The organism is Chitinophaga costaii, assembly GCF_900094705.1.
In the GTDB taxonomy this organism is placed as follows: Bacteria; Bacteroidota; Bacteroidia; order Chitinophagales; family Chitinophagaceae; genus Chitinophaga; species Chitinophaga costaii.
Genome location: NZ_FMAR01000003.1, coordinates 169,901 through 187,292, shown reverse-complemented (window position 1 = coordinate 187,292; position 17,392 = coordinate 169,901). Strand labels below are relative to the sequence as shown.

16 protein-coding genes are annotated in these 17,392 nt (G+C 47.2%); 7 read left to right on the top strand and 9 right to left on the bottom strand.

Translation table 11 applies throughout. From position 1 onward, the window contains the following. Positions 1–15 precede the first annotated feature (15 nt). A complete protein-coding gene (locus GA0116948_RS05975; RefSeq protein ID WP_089710080.1) occupies positions 16–258 on the top strand; it encodes a DUF6965 family protein in 243 nt (80 codons plus the stop codon). A 6-nt stretch (positions 259–264) separates the two neighbouring features. Here GA0116948_RS05975 and GA0116948_RS05970 read toward each other — a convergent pair whose 3' ends face one another. Then, entirely contained in the window at positions 265–753 is a 489-nt protein-coding gene (locus tag GA0116948_RS05970; RefSeq protein WP_089710078.1) for a hypothetical protein, read from the bottom strand. Then, on the bottom strand, positions 753–1,235 hold the full coding sequence (locus tag GA0116948_RS05965) for a Panacea domain-containing protein (protein WP_089710076.1): 483 nt from the start codon (positions 1,233–1,235) through the stop codon (positions 753–755). Before GA0116948_RS05965 ends, GA0116948_RS05970 begins: the two co-directional genes overlap by 1 nt. Positions 1,236–1,387: 152 nt before the next feature. Here GA0116948_RS05965 and GA0116948_RS05960 point away from each other — a divergent pair, with 152 nt between their 5' ends. Both GA0116948_RS05960 and GA0116948_RS05955 read left to right on the top strand, forming a co-directional pair. Next, positions 1,388–3,226, top strand: a complete 1,839-nt coding sequence (locus tag GA0116948_RS05960; RefSeq protein ID WP_089710074.1) for an ABC transporter ATP-binding protein — start codon at positions 1,388–1,390, stop codon at positions 3,224–3,226. 171 nt (positions 3,227–3,397) lie between these two features. Further along, positions 3,398–3,820, top strand: coding sequence for a DUF983 domain-containing protein (locus GA0116948_RS05955; RefSeq protein ID WP_089710072.1), 423 nt, complete (start codon positions 3,398–3,400; stop codon positions 3,818–3,820). Between the two features lie 358 nt (positions 3,821–4,178). On the opposite strand, the gene GA0116948_RS05950 is transcribed toward GA0116948_RS05955, so the two are convergent. The 4 genes from GA0116948_RS05950 to GA0116948_RS05935 form a co-directional block, all read right to left on the bottom strand. Beyond that, entirely contained in the window at positions 4,179–6,608 is a 2,430-nt protein-coding gene (locus tag GA0116948_RS05950; protein ID WP_089710515.1) for a TonB-dependent receptor, read from the bottom strand. 77 nt (positions 6,609–6,685) lie between these two features. Further along, the gene (locus GA0116948_RS05945) at positions 6,686–7,012 is read right to left on the bottom strand and encodes a hypothetical protein (RefSeq protein ID WP_089710069.1); all 327 of its coding nucleotides are present in this window, start codon (positions 7,010–7,012) and stop codon (positions 6,686–6,688) included. A gap of 144 nt (positions 7,013–7,156) precedes the next feature. Then, positions 7,157–8,734 carry a DUF1501 domain-containing protein gene (locus GA0116948_RS05940; protein ID WP_089710067.1) on the bottom strand — a complete coding sequence of 526 codons (1,578 nt, stop codon included), beginning with the start codon at positions 8,732–8,734 and terminating at the stop codon, positions 7,157–7,159. A gap of 21 nt (positions 8,735–8,755) precedes the next feature. Further along, positions 8,756–10,444, bottom strand: a complete 1,689-nt coding sequence (locus GA0116948_RS05935) for a DUF1800 domain-containing protein (protein WP_089710065.1) — start codon at positions 10,442–10,444, stop codon at positions 8,756–8,758. A 968-nt stretch (positions 10,445–11,412) separates the two neighbouring features. Between GA0116948_RS05935 and GA0116948_RS05925 the strand changes: the two genes are divergently transcribed. Both GA0116948_RS05925 and GA0116948_RS05920 read left to right on the top strand, forming a co-directional pair. Then, positions 11,413–12,087, top strand: coding sequence for a hypothetical protein (locus tag GA0116948_RS05925; protein ID WP_089710062.1), 675 nt, complete (start codon positions 11,413–11,415; stop codon positions 12,085–12,087). A 117-nt stretch (positions 12,088–12,204) separates the two neighbouring features. Next, entirely contained in the window at positions 12,205–13,380 is a 1,176-nt protein-coding gene (locus GA0116948_RS05920; protein WP_089710060.1) for a thiolase family protein, read from the top strand. 141 nt (positions 13,381–13,521) lie between these two features. Here GA0116948_RS05920 and GA0116948_RS05915 read toward each other — a convergent pair whose 3' ends face one another. Further along, on the bottom strand, positions 13,522–14,277 hold the full coding sequence (locus tag GA0116948_RS05915) for a ThuA domain-containing protein (RefSeq protein ID WP_089710058.1): 756 nt from the start codon (positions 14,275–14,277) through the stop codon (positions 13,522–13,524). Further along, on the bottom strand, positions 14,274–15,110 hold the full coding sequence (locus GA0116948_RS05910; RefSeq protein WP_240619134.1) for a ThuA domain-containing protein: 837 nt from the start codon (positions 15,108–15,110) through the stop codon (positions 14,274–14,276). The genes GA0116948_RS05915 and GA0116948_RS05910 overlap by 4 nt, the downstream gene beginning before the upstream one ends. Positions 15,111–15,309: 199 nt before the next feature. On the opposite strand from GA0116948_RS05910, the gene GA0116948_RS05905 reads away from it, so the two are divergent. After that, on the top strand, positions 15,310–16,002 hold the full coding sequence (locus GA0116948_RS05905) for a DUF1345 domain-containing protein (protein ID WP_089710057.1): 693 nt from the start codon (positions 15,310–15,312) through the stop codon (positions 16,000–16,002). Between the two features lie 34 nt (positions 16,003–16,036). Here GA0116948_RS05905 and GA0116948_RS05900 read toward each other — a convergent pair whose 3' ends face one another. Further along, on the bottom strand, positions 16,037–16,582 hold the full coding sequence (locus GA0116948_RS05900; protein WP_089710055.1) for a cupin domain-containing protein: 546 nt from the start codon (positions 16,580–16,582) through the stop codon (positions 16,037–16,039). A 233-nt stretch (positions 16,583–16,815) separates the two neighbouring features. On the opposite strand from GA0116948_RS05900, the gene GA0116948_RS05895 reads away from it, so the two are divergent. Next, entirely contained in the window at positions 16,816–17,340 is a 525-nt protein-coding gene (locus GA0116948_RS05895; RefSeq protein ID WP_089710053.1) for a hypothetical protein, read from the top strand. Positions 17,341–17,392 lie beyond the last annotated feature (52 nt).

The window sequence follows — 17,392 nt, the reverse complement described above, 5'->3', positions numbered from 1 at the left end:
AATTTTATAATAGCGATGAGTACAGAACAGCCCCTGAGCCTGGAAGAATTGGAAGCATTTTTTAATACGGTAGCTCTGCCCAAGGAATTGCGGCTACACAAGGCTATTTTAATTTCCGATGTGCCCCTGTTTGTAAAGGGACACCTGGCGGTATTGAAAAGCAAGGGAATTGGAATTGGCGGGTTTTATGAACACCTGCTGCAAGCGCGGGAGCTGATCTTGCAAAGCCAGGCCATGGGCAACCCGGAAGGAGAATAATTTTTTTTAATCTTTTGATTCGGCAGTGGCATCGTTAGAGATAGCCCCTGTGTTGAACAAATATTTCACGACCAGTAAAAAGAACCCAAAGAAATTTACAGTAGTGGTAGTAATTAACGCTACCAACACGGTATCGGAAAGTATCACTTTTTTAAACCCCGTTAAAAACAGGATTACAAAAATCATGGCTGCCCACAGGCAGGTAAACAGGAATATCAGGCGGGCATATTTCTTCCGTTCTCCATTGTTTTGTCGAAGGGTGCGCAGGTACTCCAGGCGGATACCGGTATTGATCTGATCGTAGGTAAAATCTTTCTCTTCTGTAAATACATCGCGGGCATTCTTCACCACTGCATCTTTGCTCCCGCTGGCTGAGGCCCGGTTTTCGAGATAGTCTACCTCTTCCGAATGGGCGTCTTGGGCCGCCGGTACAGGGTTCTTTGCATTCAGCAGGTCTTCAATTTCCTGCGGGGGTTGAGTTTTAGAGACCTCCATCAATTATCCTTGGATAAAAATTTCTTGAAAAATTCCTGAATATCGTGATTGTCGATAACCTTGCGCCGGCCTCCGTTATCATTGTAATAATATTTTTGCCAGGGGCTATCTGGCTCGTGCGTCCATTCTGAAAGCCTTCTGGCAGAAACGTCGCGGGTGGCTTCCCAGGTGTATTCTATGGCTTGCCGGGCCTGCTCGTCGAGGGTTTTAAGTTTGTTGCGCAGGTTATCATCATAAGCCAGTATGTCTGTTTCTACGATGGGATTGGGACCAAACACACTGTATTGGATATATATGTCTGGCACTACGGGGCCAAATTTCCAGGCCTCGATATCTTCTATGATAAGGGGTTTGCCAAATTGCGACAGGTGGTAACCCTGCGCGAAATAGACCATCTTCTGCAATTTCAGTTGACTGATATAATTGCGTTCAGCAATCCCTTTTTGTACAAAGGCGTAAGCAATGAGCGCTGCTGGATACATGGCGGTAAGTAATTTATGATCTCCCCGAAGTTACTAATTATCTTAGCATTTTCCAATTCCTTTCTAACTTGCTTCTTCAATTGATAGCGTAGGCCGCCTGCGGGGGGTTATGATTTGCACTATCTTCGCGTACCTGTAATTCAACCAACCACATGAAATTATTCATACACTATCTCAGAAACTATAAGTGGCTGATTGTGCTAGCTATGCTGCTGGCGTCCATCAACCAGATTTTCTCGCTCCTGGATCCATTGATTTTCGGGAACTTAATCGATCAATATGCTTCGCACCCGCATTACAGCACCCCCTTCAGCCTGCTGAACATTTTTTCAAGGCCTAATGCCAGCCTTAAAGTGACGACCGGCCCGGCCCGTGGCTTAGGGGAATACCTTACTGGCGCAGGTGTGCTACTGCTGGCCGCGGTGGCAGTAGCCATGATATCCCGCATCGCCAAGGCTTTCCAGGACTATTTTGTGAATGTAATTATACAGCGCTTTGGCGCCCAGGTGTATTCAGACGGCATTAAACATTCCCTCCGCCTGCCCTACCAGCGATTTGAAGACCAGCGCAGTGGGGAAACACTGGCCGTACTCCAAAAAGTAAGGACAGATTCAGAAAAATTCATCACTAACTTTTTCAACGTATTGTTTACTTCCGTCATCGGCGTCGTATTCGTGACGACCTACACCCTGTTCATTTCCGGATGGCTCACTTTGACCTTTTTCCTGGGTTGCCTGATCCTGGGCGTACTTACTAACCTGCTAAGCCGCAAGATCAAGGTAATTCAGAAAACCATCGTCAAAGAAACCACCATGCTGGCAGGCGCCACCACGGAATCATTGCGCAATATTGAATTGGTAAAAAGCCTGGGCCTTACCCATCAGGAAATCCGCCGCCTTAACACTACCACCATCAAAATACTGATGCTGGAACTGAAGAAAGTGCGCAGCATCCGCAGCATCAGTTTTGTGCAAGGTACTTTTGTGAACGCCTTGCGGCAAGGCCTCCTGTTTGTCATGATATACCTTATCTTCCAAAAGAATATGGCCATTGGCCAGCTTATTACCCTGCAATTGTATTCCTTCTTCATTTTCGGGCCTTTACAGGAATTGGGCAATATCATCCTTTCCTATCGTGAAGCGCAGGTATCGCTGATCAATTTTCAGCAGTTACTTAATATGCCGGTGGAGAAAATGCCAGAACACCCGGTAAAAATTCACCATCTCCGGGAGCTGCAATTCAAGAATGTAAACTTCCAGCACCTCACCGCCTCCACCAAGGCGCTGGACAATATTAACTTCGAGGTAAAAACCGGCGAAACCATTGCCTTCGTAGGCCCTTCCGGCTCCGGCAAAACATCGCTTGTTAAACTACTCGTGGGCCTGTACAATCCAATGGAGGGAAAAATTTTCTATAACGGTAACGACAGTACGAATATAGATATGGAAGAGCTGCGCCATCAGATTGGTTTCGTAACGCAGGACACTCAGTTATTTTCCGGAAGCATCCGCGAAAACCTATTGTATGTGAACCCGCGTGCTACTGATGAAGATATTATGGAAGTACTGCAAAAAGCCGCCTGCCAGAACCTGCTGTTGCGGGGCGACAATGGCCTGGATACGGTGATCGGCGAGGGCGGCATGAAGATATCCGGTGGTGAAAAACAGCGCCTGTCCATTGCCCGCTCCCTGTTGCGCCATCCGCGCCTGCTGGTATTCGACGAAGCTACCTCCGCGTTAGATTCTATTACGGAAGAAGAAATCACCAACACCGTAAAACATATTATTGAAGGCGGCCAGCTCATTACCGTAATGATAGCGCACCGCCTGTCTACCATTTTGCACGCAGACCGTATCTATGTGTTGGAAAAAGGCCGCATCATAGAAACGGGGAGTCATCAAACCTTGCTGTCAGAAAAAGGTTTGTATTATGCCATGTGGCGCCAGCAGATCGGGGAACGCAAATCCGAAGGCACAGCGAATAGAAAGTAGGCCGTAATAAATTTTATTAAGCACTATATATCAGGTAAATAGGATAAATGTAAAGAAGGCCCAACAAGAGGTCTTCTTTACATTTATCCTAACATCTACTGCTTCCCTATTTTATTATGTTATCTTTGCACTATCCGCCGCATATTGTCGTAATACCTAATACAATTTTTGATGCCCACAACAAAACGTCCGAATTATTTTCTCAGCATGCTGCAGATGAAGTGTCCCCGCTGCCGCCGGGGCCACATGTATAAAGAAAGCATCTTTTTTCACTGGCGCGTTTCCCGCATTTTCGACATGTATGAGCGCTGCCCGGTTTGTAACCAAAAATTTGAATTGGAAACAGGCTTTTGGTTTGGCACCGGCTATGTAAGTTATGCCTTGTCTGTGGCCTTTTCTGTAGCTACCCTCACGGCCTACGCTGTGCTTAAGGGCATTACCTGGCGCGATAACAGTATTTTTATTTGGCTTATCATAAATGGCATTCTGCTGGTCATTTTCCAGCCTTGGCTCATGCGCATCTCCCGCACCATTTACCTCTACTTTTTCGTGTATTACGATGAGGATATAGTAGAAAAATTGGAAAGTAAATAATTGAATTTCGTATAATGAATTAGGGGCTGTAAACACAGCCCCTTTTCTTTTTCAACCAAAATCTGAACCTTTCGGTCAGACAAAATTTTTGAAGAGGAAAACCAGCAAGGGACAGCGTTCTATGATCTGCGTCATATAAACACATAGATATAACGCCTAATTGTGATGCGAAGCTACAAAAAACATTATCATTTATCCCGAAGATGATTGCCGGAAAATTTTCACATAAATGTCTCCCTGCCCCGAAACCCACACCCTGCCAGCCTTTCAACTTTATTTACTTTGGCATCCTGCTTAAGGAATATCCTGCTTTCACAATAACTTAACATTTGTGAAATCCTGGCAGCCACGACTTTAATTATTTAAAATCAATGGGTACTACCAGTTTCACGCTAAAATTACGGCCCATGTTGTACACACCTACACGGCCCGTTACTACATTTTCAGCTGCATATTTCAGGCGGCTCAGGTGATTTTGGTAAGCTACATCTGCCAGATTATTAACTCCCAGGTGCAGAGAGCATAAAACCTTTTTCTTATGAGCTGTCATAAAATCCGCGCCCAGTGTGGCATTCACCAGGGTATATGCTGGCGTGGCCGTTTCCGTTTCATAAGCGCTAAAAATATCGTTTTGGGCAAAGTTCATATCCATCTGCACACTGGCATACAATTGCTGCACTCCTTTGCCGCTACGTTTAAATTTTCCTTTCAGTTCAGACAGCCAGTGCGTTGCCGGTATATTGGGCAGGTAGCGGGTAGAGTCAGCGCCATGCGCGGTAATGCCCTTCACAAAGGAAAGAGTGTTCTCGAAATGCAGCCAGTCTACCGGGTGTGGGTGAATATCCAACAGTAATTCGCCGCCATATAAGTTGGCGGTGGTTTGCTGGTATTTAAAAGCCGCATACCCCTCTTCATTGTCCTGCACCGGAATGGAGTCGCCCCCTTGTGCGCTGGCCAGTTTGCGGGAGAAGATGAAGTTGTTGATGTGATTATAAAATACATTGCCGGTTACGGATACATGTTCGGAATTAAACGCTGCGCCCACATCACCTTGGGTGCTTACTTCGGGTTTTAGGCTGGTATTACCGAATTCATATTTAATGGTGCCTTCGTGAACGCCGTTTGATGAAAGCTCTGCAATATTGGGTGCTCGGAAACCACGGGCTGCATTCGCTTTCAGCGTCCAGGCGTTGGAAGCCTGGTAGCTAAGCCCCACGCTGGCAGACACATTGGAAAAGTTTTTATGGAATGCAGTAAATTTCTGATCGCCCGCTGCTGCCGGTAGACCCTGTTCATTTAAATACAGTGAAGGTGCATTTATGGAACGGGCATCAAAACGTACGCCCCCGCTCAGCGTTAGCTTCTCAAAGGTTTTGCGGGTCACAAGGAAGCCGCCTATGTCGAACAGATTATAGTCCGGGATCAGAAATTCTATGCCTTTGTTCTCATTGCGCTGCTGCATGCCGTTAATACCTACAGAGGTTTGCCAACCATGGGTTTCGGGCAGGAAGTATTTCAGTGCATAGTTCAGCGTACGCAGGTGCAGGTACAGGCCCGGCTGGCCTGGATTTAGTACGTCGCCAAACTCGCGGCGCTGGTTTAGCTGGTAGCCCAATGTAAGGCCCAGGCGCCCGCCGTTAGGAAGGAAAAAACTATTATCCCACACCAGTTTCTCATGATTTATTTGTTGTTTGGGCAAGGTCATGCTGTAATCTTTCCCGTCGTGCGCGGTAACGGCCTGGTCTTCTTCCTGGCCATTTACGTTCACCACTTTAGTAAAACGCCCCAGGCTGTCGCGCTCCCCTTCCACTATGCCCAGGTGCTGGTTAAAGGAAGAAAAGGTAAGCCGGCTGAAGCCCCAGTTTTTATTAAGTCCTATGCTGGCGCCGTAGTTCGTGTTATTAAAACGCGAGCCGAACACCGGGCCGTCGTATTTATTGTTGTAATCGTGCGAAAACTTCTGTGTGCCGTAGGCGCTCCAGCTAAAGCCATGGGCGTTGCCGGCAATGTTGGCATGATAACCTACCAGGCCGCTATTAGTCTGGTAATTGGCTTCCACATTACCTTTGATAGTGCCTGCCGGAACAGGCGGCGGCCCAATGATATTCACCACACCCGCCAGCGCGTCGGAGCCATAGAGCAAAGAGGCGGGGCCTTTCAGTACTTCCACGCGGCTTACGTTGTAATCATCTACTTCAATGCCATGCTCATCGCCCCACTGCTGGCCTTCCTGGCGTATATCGTCAGACACCACCACCACGCGGTTGTAGCCCAGGCCACGGATGTATGGTTTGGAAATAGCCGGTCCGGTGGTAAGCTGGCTTACACCGGGTAGCTTTGCAATGGCATCCACGATATTGGTCGATACATTTTCGTCCAGGTATTCCTTACGCACTACACTAAGCGGCACGGGGCTTTTGCGGGTGGAGGTGGCCATATTTACTCCGGTTACTACCACTTCATTTTTCTCAATCAGCGTTTCGTGAAGCTCAAAATCATGCAACGTAGCGCCTTTAATACGAATGCTGGCCGTAAAGGCTGCATACCCGATAGAACTAACTTCCACGGTATAAGTGCCCTGGGGCAAATGATTGATCACGAAATGACCATTGGCATCGGCGGAAGCACCGCTGTGCAGGTCGGGAAAATAAACGGTGGCGCCAATGAGGGGCTGATGATTAGCTGCATCGGCAACGGTGCCACTTAAAGAATTGGCATCGTTGGTGGCGTAAGCAACGGCGACATTGGCGCACAGTATAACTGCAACGACTATACGTTGTAAAAACATATCTTGAATTAAAATAGTAAACATAAAGCACCCTTGCAAAGCAATGGCAGTGCTATTAAAAAAGTACGGTAAATGAATTATGCGCAGTAAGTGGGAGGCCCGCGTAGGGCAATGAAGACAGGAGCTACGCCAGCATAAGGCAGCAGCGGGGTTACCATGAATTGCCAGTCGATGGCAACGACCAGGGGATAGTATTGAAATACGGCGGCTTCATAAGGTGGCACGCCGATGTTTAGAAAACCGCAATGTTGGTGTTGGGGACTAAAGGCCAGGCCTTCCGTCACGATGTCGTGGGTGTCTTCGTGACCGCTGAACAGGTGAATAAACTCTCGGGGCGTAATGTTTATAACAAATACGCCCAGCAGCCATATGGCCAGTATTTTATGAAGCCTGCAAGTTTTCACCGGGGCCGAAGATATCGAGTTAATTGCAACATTGTTGTATTTTATAAAAAAAATTACAGCCTTTTACGTTGCATAATTTGCAGGCCCTACCGCAAAGGCATCTTGTAAGCAAGCACCATTGCTGTAATACTTATAGTTTAAGGGTTATCCTTTTACTTTGAGCATGGGTTTCACCTCTTGCACCGGGCCGTTCTGCAAACGGGCGTAGTAAATACCATTTGCCAGGTGGGAGCCATCAAACGTAGCGCTGTACTGGCCTGCAGGCTGGTTGCCCTGCACCGGTACTGCCACCAGGCGGCCCATGGTGTCGAATACCTGGATCAACGTGTAGCCGCCCTTTGTTTTGTAGGTGAGCGTTGTTTTTTCCGTGAAGGGGTTCGGGTAGTTGGTGATCATGTGTTCGCCTTCAGCGTTCACCTGCGGAATACCGGTGATGGTGCCGCAGGCCACCCCACTGATCAGGGGCAGGCTTTGGTAATCCCGGAACAATAATTTTTGAATATCCGTATCCGGCACGCAGAACCATTGTTCCAGCAGGGAAGCATATACCGAGCGGAAATCGTACTGCATGGGAATATTATCACTCACCGTGGCCGTGGAAGGCATGGGCGGGGTATGGCCCAGCACGCCCTGGTTTACATAATCCCCGAAAATGATCATGGGGGCAGCAGCGCCATGGTCTGTACCCATACTACCATTCGATTTAATACGGCGGCCAAATTCGGAGAACGTCATGCCTGCTACACGATGGGATATGTTCATTTTTTTCAGGTCGTCCATGAAGGCTTTCACGGCGCTGGAAATGTCGCCCAGCAACTTTGCATGCTGGCCGGTAGTGGTATCGCCTTCGGTCTGGCTGGCGTGGGTATCGAACCCGCCTATGCTCACCATGTACATCTTTGTTTTGAGACCACCGGCCACCAGGCGGGCCACTATTTTTAACTGGGCGGCCAGGCCGTTATCCGGGTAATCGCCTTGTGTGGGTGCGGCCAATGCGGCTTTTTTAATCACGGTAGAAAAGTGATCGGCCTGGCTGGCTATCAGTCGGATGTATTTAAGTTCTTTACCGGCATAAGTATCCGGTACCGGATCTTGCACCCCTGCTACCAGGTTATAAAAATCGGTAGCGGTGGAAATAGCAATGCCCATATTGGTACTTGGCCCCTGAAAGGCGGGCGATACGATAGAACCAATCTGAATAGCCAGCGGATCGGGCATTTCGTCAGAAGGATAGTTTACCGGATAGTTGGGGTATTTGTAGTCCAGGTAACGGCCACTCCAGCCGGTAGTTTCAATAACATCGGCGTCCGAACCACTTACCCATATATCCGTAGCACGGAAGTGGGAGTAGTTGGGATCAGGATAGCCCACACTCTGCACCACGCAAGCTTTTTCTTCATTGTATAATTGCTGCAAGCCCGTCATAGAAGGGTGCAGGCCGGTTTTTGTATTGTTGTTCAACTTCAGCACCTTACCCTCCGGGATGGCAATATTGGAACGGGCCGCCACGTAACCGGCATACTGGTCTAGCGGCACTACCATATTCAGGCCATCGTTACCGCCTACCAGTTGTATCATCACCAGCACGTGGTCATTATCCGCTGCATTGCGCATGGCATTGAGCAGGGGAGAATTTCCAAAAGCCTTGATAGAAAAGCCATTGATGAATGCTGGCAACACCGTGGCGGCAACTGAATTTTTGAGGAAGTCTCTTCTTTTCATCGGTTTTTCAGTAACAGGAGGTTAGGATAATTGGTATTCTGAGAGGTCCATCAGGCCTTTGTACAGGGCCTGTAGTTTATCATACACAGTTTTCTTTGCCATGGCATCATTGGGATTGCCCACGTAGGCCGTCCAGGCGTTGGTCCAGTAAGCGAGATTTGTTTGTCCGCCCAGGAGGTAGTTGTTGCGCAGGAAAGTTTTGGTATCGTCCGATACCGGCATGCGAAACAATACTTCCAATGAATCTTCTATGAGCTGGGTAGGGTCGCCGGGATTGGATTGGGCGGCTGCAAATGCCAATGGGTCTATACTCAGACCATTAAACTTACTGACCATCAGCGTATCGCTTAGTTTATTGCGTTTGGGCAAAGTATCGTTATTAATCCAGATCTCGTGGTACTGAGGCTCCTGGTAGTAGGCTGCCCAGCCGGCCACCAGCGGGGGCGAGCCAATGTCTTGCAGCATTGTGGCCGCCTGATCGCGCAGTACGTCCCAGGCACTGTAGAGATTTCCATAATCGCTGGTGGCGGGAAATTGGATATTAAATTCCCGGCACATGCCCACTACGAAATCGATCGGGCTTTTAATGAGACAGGACATATTGCCCGGATCAAAAAAATGTTCGCTTTTGAAAAGTGCGCTGAGTACGGGCTTAATTTCAAAATTATTTGTGATGAAAAGATTGGCCAGCGGCGTGATCACATTGGTTTCTGTGGCGGCGTCTATCGTGTAATAAACGAAGAAGCGATACAACTTGCGGCAAATAAACTTGGCGCATTCCACCTGTGCGAAAATAATATCCAGCAAGGCATCCAGCTCATTTTGGCCAAGGGGGCCGGTTTGCCCAGAGATGATCTTACTGCTGTAAAAATCGGAGAATTGTTTGTTCTCCGTATCGTGTTCCGTGGTTTGGAAATAGGTGGTACAGGTATCAAAATTTACGCGGTATCCGGTAAGTACGCGGGCGGTGGCGCGCACATCATCTTCTGTATATTTAGAGTCCGGGCCTTTACCTACGGTGAATAGCTCCTGTAATTCGCGGGCGTAATTTTCATCAGCGGCTTCCTTAGAGTTCAGGTATCCATTCAAATATACCAGCATACCCGGATCTAAAGTGATGGCTTTAGTAAGGTCTTTAAAATTGCCCAGCGCATTTTTGCGCAGGGTTTCATTAGTAAGCCAGGCCAGGCGCCCATCTTTCACGGTTTGCACTTCGGTCACAAAGTGATTGTGCCAGAAGAGCGTCATTTTTTCATTGAGGCTGCGCGACTGGTTTACCATGAGGCCAAACCACCATGCCTTCCATGACTTATTGCGGCTATCATTTACCGTATCGGCCTCGTCGCCCGCTACTGGTTGGGTGGAATGTACCCATACGGCGCCTTCAGCGATGCCGGTAGGATCGGTACCGTAATTATTGATAGGCGGCGTGGGTGCAACGTAAGGCGAACTGCTGTTTAAAAGCAGGTCCACGGCAGCGCTCATGGTTAGTCCTTTAAAGTAATCGATGTCTGCCCGGGTGGCGCCAAACATGGTACGCTTCAGCAGATGGGTAACTTGGTCTGCCGTCCATATGCCAGCATATGGCGCAATACCTCCTGCCACGCGTGCTTGTGGGATGGCTGCGGGAGCGGCACTTTGTGGTACAGGCGGAGTCTGCTGTAGTGGCTGTTTTTCTGGGGACAGCTTTAGAAAAGCTCTACGATCCATAGGGCGATACGGTTAATTAATTGGTCGATATAATAAGGTGGCAACCGGCTCATGCCCGGAACATCCTGGTTTTTCTGATAGCAAATTAATAAAAACTTTAATCTAATAGAATTAAATTATTGGATGGCGCATAGGGCGGTTCTACCGTTAAAAATGAAGGAGTAAGGTGGTGGCAGGAAAGATGCTGAGGAAAAAGTTTTTAAAGATAACTGGCGTAACAAAATGATAAAAATTGAATCAAAACATTCTCAAAATTATCATGACGATATTTAAAATATCACTTTAATAAATTATTTATAAATACTTATTTAACAACAATTTGAAGGGATCGCTTTTTGTTATTTGTTCATACTTTTACTACTTTTGAGAAAACGCAAAAGCAAGCCCTGCTTCATGTTTTACCAGAACATTAAGCGCTTGCCTTTGCTATTCTTAACTCGTTCAACCCTATTAACTATTCAACGATGAAAAGAAATATGATAGACCAACTGTCTTATTTATTTATTTTTTTCTCCGGTTATGCCAATGAGTGCAAGCCCGCATTTGCTGCTGACCTCCCATTTAGTAAGCCCAACATATAATTCGCCCTGGTAATCTTTACCGGGGCTATTATGCGTACAAGTGGTCTTACTTGTTTATAGACTGCGGTACACTTCCCTTCTTTACCGGCATTATAACGCATACATGCACATGTGTTATAGATAATAAGGATTTCTATCCATTTACTACCGGCACAGGCCATTATCCCCGGCATAATTTTATCAGGGCACCCCATGCTTATAGCAAAATGGCTTTTCGATGCCAATAAAATCTTCTTGATATCTTAACTAAATTATCAATTTAGCTTCATCACTATCAATTGAAAATCAATTTTTTAACAACAAAATAAAGGTACGGAAAGGTTTCCGAAAAATATCACTTTTCCGATATTTTTTTTGGAAACGGCGGTTCGTATTTACCCAATAATTATGAAAAAAGCTGAAGCATCTGACACGTCACTATCCCCACACGGACAAATGCTGGATTATATCATTACCGCATGCGCGAACAACCAAACTAATTTCGGAATAGAGATCGTTAAAAAAGGAACCCGTCCAATTTCCCAAAACACGCTTAGCAATGCATTGCGAAAAGGCCGCGATAAATTAACAGCCCGTATTTACTTTGGCACCAAAAACCGGTTTGGCATTGACCTGGAGGCTTGCAATGAGTTTAATAAAATCATTGTAGTCGTAGACCCGAGAAAACTAACATCCAAAGCTGCTGCTTTTCTGAAACAAAAGGGTTACCATTTCCTTTTTGCCATCACTACCTACAAACCCGACACAGGCTCCATTACTTTTCCAACCTATGAAATGGCGGCAGAATCATCCACCGAAAGTGAAATGGTGGTGGAGGACGAACAGGCTTTCCAGCCAGGGCGCTACATTACGTTAGGAGCCACCTATAACCTGCTGCCTTTAGCAGACTTCGAGGAAAATAAATTCTATTTTATTGTGCTTAAAACTAAACAAGCCATACCCGGTTTTGCGCGGCGATCAATCAATAAAAATGCTTTTCACCTTACAGACAAGCAAGGACACACGCTGCTCAATATTAAACCGGATGACATAGCGGCGCTGTACTTGGATCCTACTTCCTGACAGGATAATCGTGCAGTGGAGCGTAAACAGGAGACTTTGGGCCGGGCTGCTGACTATGCCATTTCGTATTCCTTTTTACCGTAAATTTATCACCATACCAATTATAAATTTTAACCCATGCAAGCAGCATATATAGTCGCCGGTTATCGTACAGCGGTAACAAAATCCAAGCGCGGCGGGTTCCGCTTTTACCGTTCAGATGACCTGGCCGTAGATGTGATCACTGGCCTTCTGAAATCCGTACCACAACTGGATCCCAGCCGGGTAGATGACCTTATTGTAGGTAACGCCGTACCCGAAGCCGAACAAGGCTTGCAGATTGGCCGGATGATATCTGTGCGCGCGCTGGGCATTGAAGTACCGGGCGTTACGGTGAACCGCTACTGCGCATCCGGGCTCGAATCTATTGCCATTGCCACGGCTAAGATTCAGGCTGGGCAGGCAGACTGCATTATTGCAGGCGGCACAGAAAGTATGAGTCTCGTACCCGTAGCAGGTTGGAAAACAGTACCTAACTATACTGTAGCCTCCACTACGCCAGATTACTACCTGAACATGGGACTTACTGCCGAAGCTGTGGCCCGCGAGTATAAAGTGTCCCGGGAAGACCAGGACGCGTTTTCGCTGAAATCTCACCAAAAGGCGCTGCATGCTATTGAGAACGGCTATTTCAAGGAAGGTATTTTGCCCATCACCGTGGAAGAAACTTATGTAGATCCCAATGGTAAAAAGGCCAAACGAAATTATGTGGTAGACACCGACGAAGGTCCCCGCGCAGATACTTCATTGGAAGCGCTGGCCAGGCTGAAACCTGTATTCGCCGCAGGCGGTAGCATAACTGCCGGCAATTCTTCCCAAACGTCCGATGGGGCAGCCTTTGTGCTGGTCATGTCAGAAGCAATGGTAAAGGAACTGAACGTAACACCCATTGGCCGCCTGGTAGGATGTACTTCAGTAGGCGTTCACCCGCGCATTATGGGCATAGGTCCTGTAGCAGCCGTTCCCAAAGTGCTGAAACAAACCGGACTTACCTTACAGGATATAGACCTCGTGGAACTGAACGAAGCTTTTGCCTCACAGTCGCTCGCCGTGCTGCGCGAACTAGGCATTAATCCCGATATTGCCAACATTAATGGGGGCGCTATATCCCTGGGCCATCCACTGGGCTGCACTGGTGCCAAACTCACCGTGCAAATTCTCAGCGACCTGAAAAGGCTCCATAAAAAATATGGCATTGTAACCGCCTGTGTAGGTGGCGGCCAAGGTATTGCTGGAGTGATTGAAAGGTTGTAGGCGTTGTACACTTCACTGGTAATCTGTGCAAGGTAGCTGATAGGTAGCACCATTCAGTAGTAAGTAATGACGATGTATAAAATTCATAAAAGAAAGCGGTTGCTGGGAGGCAATCGCTTTCTTTTATGTTAATTGTATGTATTACTTTTTTGCGCCCCCTAGCCATAACAAGGCGTTAGTGAACATGTTATTTTGCAGGCTGTCTGTAAGTACCTGGTCTCCGTGCCCCATGTTAAAATACACCATCTTATATTGTGTATTAGTCCATACCACAGGAATATCCCCCTGGCGCATGATGTCTTTTTTACCGATAGGGTAATTCGATGGATCGAGGGTTACCAGCACCTTCACCAGTTTGTTTGCCCGTGGGCTGGGGCGCCACTGGTACCATTCGTTGATGGGTGCTGTGTAGGCTTTGGGCATGCCCTGGGTAACCGGGTGGGTGTTATCGTCTACGATCATTTTGGCCCGCAGGGGCGGCCAGTTATTGCTGTAAAAAACGCCACCACCAAGAAATTGTACATACCAGGGCCATTGCGTGTATTTATCGTTGTAAGCTGCTACGTGAAAGCCCAGCCAGGCCCCTCCCCTGTTTATAAAACGCTCAAAGGCCCGGCGCTGTGGCTCGTTTTGTACGAACTCATTGATCCAGACCACGACTTGGTATTGTTTCAGCACTTCATCATTAGTCTTACTCCAATCACTGGTTGTATCAAAGACGAAGCCCTTTTCTTTTGCCAGCTTTTGATAGAAGGGAATAATGTCGTGCGCAAAGTCTACATGATCACCTTCCACCGTAGTGGAATAAAAAGCAATGGCTTTAAATGCCGGCTGCTGGCCAAATGCAAGCTGCACCAATAACAGCAGCAATATTAGGCAGCCCCCTCTTTTAATCATAACTTCTTATTTTTTGCCGCCCAGAAAATAGCGTTGCGGAACAGGGTGGTATAGGCCGTGTTTTGGAACAGTGCTGGATCGTGGCCCATAAAAATGTACACATTACGCGCCTTTACGGTAGGATTGCTCCAAATTACAGGATGATCGCCCATTTTTATGGTGGTGGCTGGCTGATAGCTATTTTCATCTACATTGGCCAGTACCTTTACACGGGGACGTGGGCTTTGATCGTAGGTATACCATTCATCTTTTTGTATGACGAAACTATCCGGTACATTTTTCATCACCGGGTGTTTTTTATTTTCCACATGTACAGTAGCAGAGGCAAAGGTGGCGATGTAATCTTTAAACACCACGCCGCCGATAAAGTCATGAAACCAGGGCCACATTTTATAGCCATCGAAATCACCGAGTAGTGAAGCGTGGTGAAAGCCTATCCAACCGCCCTGGCCCTCTTCTATATAGTGTTTAAATGCAGCCTGCGCCTTTTCCGTCCAGGCATAGGGTACATAATCCAGTTGAATGAACAATTGGTATTTGTGAAGGAAAGCGCTGTCTACATCCTCAATGTGCTGGATATAATCGATGGAAAAGTTACTATCGGCAGCAAGTTTGTCGAGCCACACGCGGGCAGCTTTGGAATATTCCACATGGTGGCCGCCATTCTCGTAAATCGCTATGGCGTGAAAACGGGGCTGCTGCTGCCCATGAACACTTAGCACCAGGCTAAGCGAAACTAATAAAATGAGTGTAGCACGAAACATAAAAAAAGATGGTAAATACTGCCATGCCACAGGTGCTGGCATGGCAGGTTTGTTAGTAAAATAGTTCATAAGCGTACGTTATTCCGTTAGCGCATGAAATTGGTAAATATTCCGTTATTTTTTTTCTAAAATTTTCCTCCCAAAGCCCAGTGAGGCCAACTTTTTCGCAGGATTTACGGCAAGAAAACGTTTTAGTACCAGGATAGCAAGGGGTGCAGCTGCATGGGAAGGGCGGCGAAATTGCATTTTAATCCCTATCTTAACGGGTATGGACGCCGAATACCAGAAACTCAGATCGGAAAATATTTTCCTGCGGTTAGAGCCTACGCATCGTATGGTCATTAGCCTTGTGGTGGGACTCGTTGTATTTTTTTGTTTGCCGGCCAGCCGGCTACATCTGTTGCTGCGTGGCATGCTGTTTTGGGATGCCTTTTCCTACACCCTGATCATCCTGGCCTGGCTGGTGATTGCCACCCGGTCTACGCCGAAGATCCGGGAATTTGCGCGGCGCGAGGATGGGGGTAATGCCTACGTATTCTTAGTAGTGCTGTTCTCCTCCTTTGCAAGTATGATCATGGTGGCCCTGCTTATCTTAAATAAATCACAGGCAGGCGCGCAGGAAGTTACCTACATCATTGCCGCTGTGGCGGGTATGTTCGGGGCCTGGATCATTGTACATACCACCTTTACCTTTCATTATGCCCATTTATATTATGACGATGCGGAAGATGATCCGCACAAACACGCGGAAGGGCTTGAATTTCCTTCAGAGAAGAAACCGGATTACCTGGACTTCGCCTACTTCGCCTTCGTGATCGGCATGACTTTCCAGGTATCAGATGTAGAGATCAGTTCGCGCAAAATCAGGCGGCTGGCGCTGCTGCACGGACTGCTGGCGTTTGGGCTGAATACCTTTGTAGTAGCACTCACCGTGAACCTGATCGCAGGATTGAAGGCTTGAGTAATCAGAAAACTACCGGTTGCTGATGCAGGAACTAGCGATATTGAGGATAATATTTCTTATACCCCAATAAACGCCCCAGTCCGCCAAAAGCCCATCCCATTAGCTTTTGCAGCAGTAGTGGCGGACCTTCTGTATATATCTTGTATTCATTTATCATAATCATAATCTGGAAAAATCCTGGTTCGCCGTTTTCATTGGTTTTATTATCATTACTGAGACCATAATATTGCTCCAGGAAAACTTCCGTGTTCAAGGCTGGTTCAATGGTAACGGTCATTACCGCCGGCGTATCGTGAGAGGTATTGCTCCACTGGTGGGGTACCCCTTTTGGGATAACGATACGCTCTCCGGCCGTGAGGATGGAGGCGCTTTTGCCATGACTTACCGTGACAAATCCTTTAGACACTTCCAATGTTTTCATTTGCTTTTCGTGTGCATGCACCCAAGGCCATCGGCCACGCGGGTTTACTTCAAACAAATATACCAGTCGCTTTCCTTCGGTATCGCTGGCAGTTTCCAGCCAGGTGATTTTTTCACCAGTCTTCTTGTTCTCAATGGTTTGATTTGCGGTGGCCATATACTGATATTTTAAGCAGAAGGGACGGTAGCGTTAATATACTGCTCCCGACAAATGTAACAGTCGCAACGGCGACCTACAATGGATAAAACAATGCGCGTAAGGAATATTTATCGCCTATCAAAAATTGTGAAAAACGATTATCTTGTCTGCCAGTTTCTACCCTCACAGCCGGCGCCAGCTACCACGGCCCTTGTAAGGGAAGCATATGTTTCCTAAAAACAGTTTACAACATGAAAAAACTCACTTTGCTACTGCTGGTGCTGGCACCGCTGTTAGTACGCGCGCAAAAAGAAGCGCCGCCTGTACCTATTCCTATGAAAAACAACCTGGTATGGTATGAAAAAAATGATACAGTGCCTGGTCTTTCCGCAGACAGTATTGCGGCACGTGCCGCACGATGGTTACATGATAGCTTTCCTGAAGCCAATGAAACGCTGAAGATCAGCAGCAGCGAATACCTTCAAGGTACCGGAAGTTTCCGCGTTACTACCAGCGATGATGGACATTATTACTGGTTAAAATTTATAATCGATATAGTAGTTACGCCCAACAAATATACCGCACAATTTTATCAATACTACGAAAAGCCTGTAGAACCTGGGATCACCAACGACTGGAGTAAGATTGGCTACCGCTGGTGGGACTACTGCCAGGGCAAACCCTGGTCTGTAGAAGACAAAACCTTGTTCCGCGGACTGCACACCCAATCGCTGGCATTACTGGAAAGCCTGCATCATGCGGTAGCGGACTACTAAACAAAGAGAGTACAACATATAAAAAAACCTTTTCCATCCAGCGATAGAAAAG

Coding starts and splice junctions, on each gene's coding strand:
- GA0116948_RS05975 (WP_089710080.1), top strand. CDS start 16: ATGAGTACAGAACAGCCCCTGAGCCTGGAAGAATTGGAAGCATTTTTT.
- GA0116948_RS05970 (WP_089710078.1), bottom strand. CDS start 753: ATGGAGGTCTCTAAAACTCAACCCCCGCAGGAAATTGAAGACCTGCTG.
- GA0116948_RS05965 (WP_089710076.1), bottom strand. CDS start 1,235: ATGTATCCAGCAGCGCTCATTGCTTACGCCTTTGTACAAAAAGGGATT.
- GA0116948_RS05960 (WP_089710074.1), top strand. CDS start 1,388: ATGAAATTATTCATACACTATCTCAGAAACTATAAGTGGCTGATTGTG.
- GA0116948_RS05955 (WP_089710072.1), top strand. CDS start 3,398: ATGCCCACAACAAAACGTCCGAATTATTTTCTCAGCATGCTGCAGATG.
- GA0116948_RS05950 (WP_089710515.1), bottom strand. CDS start 6,608: ATGTTTTTACAACGTATAGTCGTTGCAGTTATACTGTGCGCCAATGTC.
- GA0116948_RS05940 (WP_089710067.1), bottom strand. CDS start 8,734: ATGAAAAGAAGAGACTTCCTCAAAAATTCAGTTGCCGCCACGGTGTTG.
- GA0116948_RS05935 (WP_089710065.1), bottom strand. CDS start 10,444: ATGGATCGTAGAGCTTTTCTAAAGCTGTCCCCAGAAAAACAGCCACTA.
- GA0116948_RS05925 (WP_089710062.1), top strand. CDS start 11,413: ATGAAAAAAGCTGAAGCATCTGACACGTCACTATCCCCACACGGACAA.
- GA0116948_RS05920 (WP_089710060.1), top strand. CDS start 12,205: ATGCAAGCAGCATATATAGTCGCCGGTTATCGTACAGCGGTAACAAAA.
- GA0116948_RS05915 (WP_089710058.1), bottom strand. CDS start 14,277: ATGATTAAAAGAGGGGGCTGCCTAATATTGCTGCTGTTATTGGTGCAG.
- GA0116948_RS05910 (WP_240619134.1), bottom strand. CDS start 15,110: ATGAACTATTTTACTAACAAACCTGCCATGCCAGCACCTGTGGCATGG.
- GA0116948_RS05905 (WP_089710057.1), top strand. CDS start 15,310: ATGGACGCCGAATACCAGAAACTCAGATCGGAAAATATTTTCCTGCGG.
- GA0116948_RS05900 (WP_089710055.1), bottom strand. CDS start 16,582: ATGGCCACCGCAAATCAAACCATTGAGAACAAGAAGACTGGTGAAAAA.
- GA0116948_RS05895 (WP_089710053.1), top strand. CDS start 16,816: ATGAAAAAACTCACTTTGCTACTGCTGGTGCTGGCACCGCTGTTAGTA.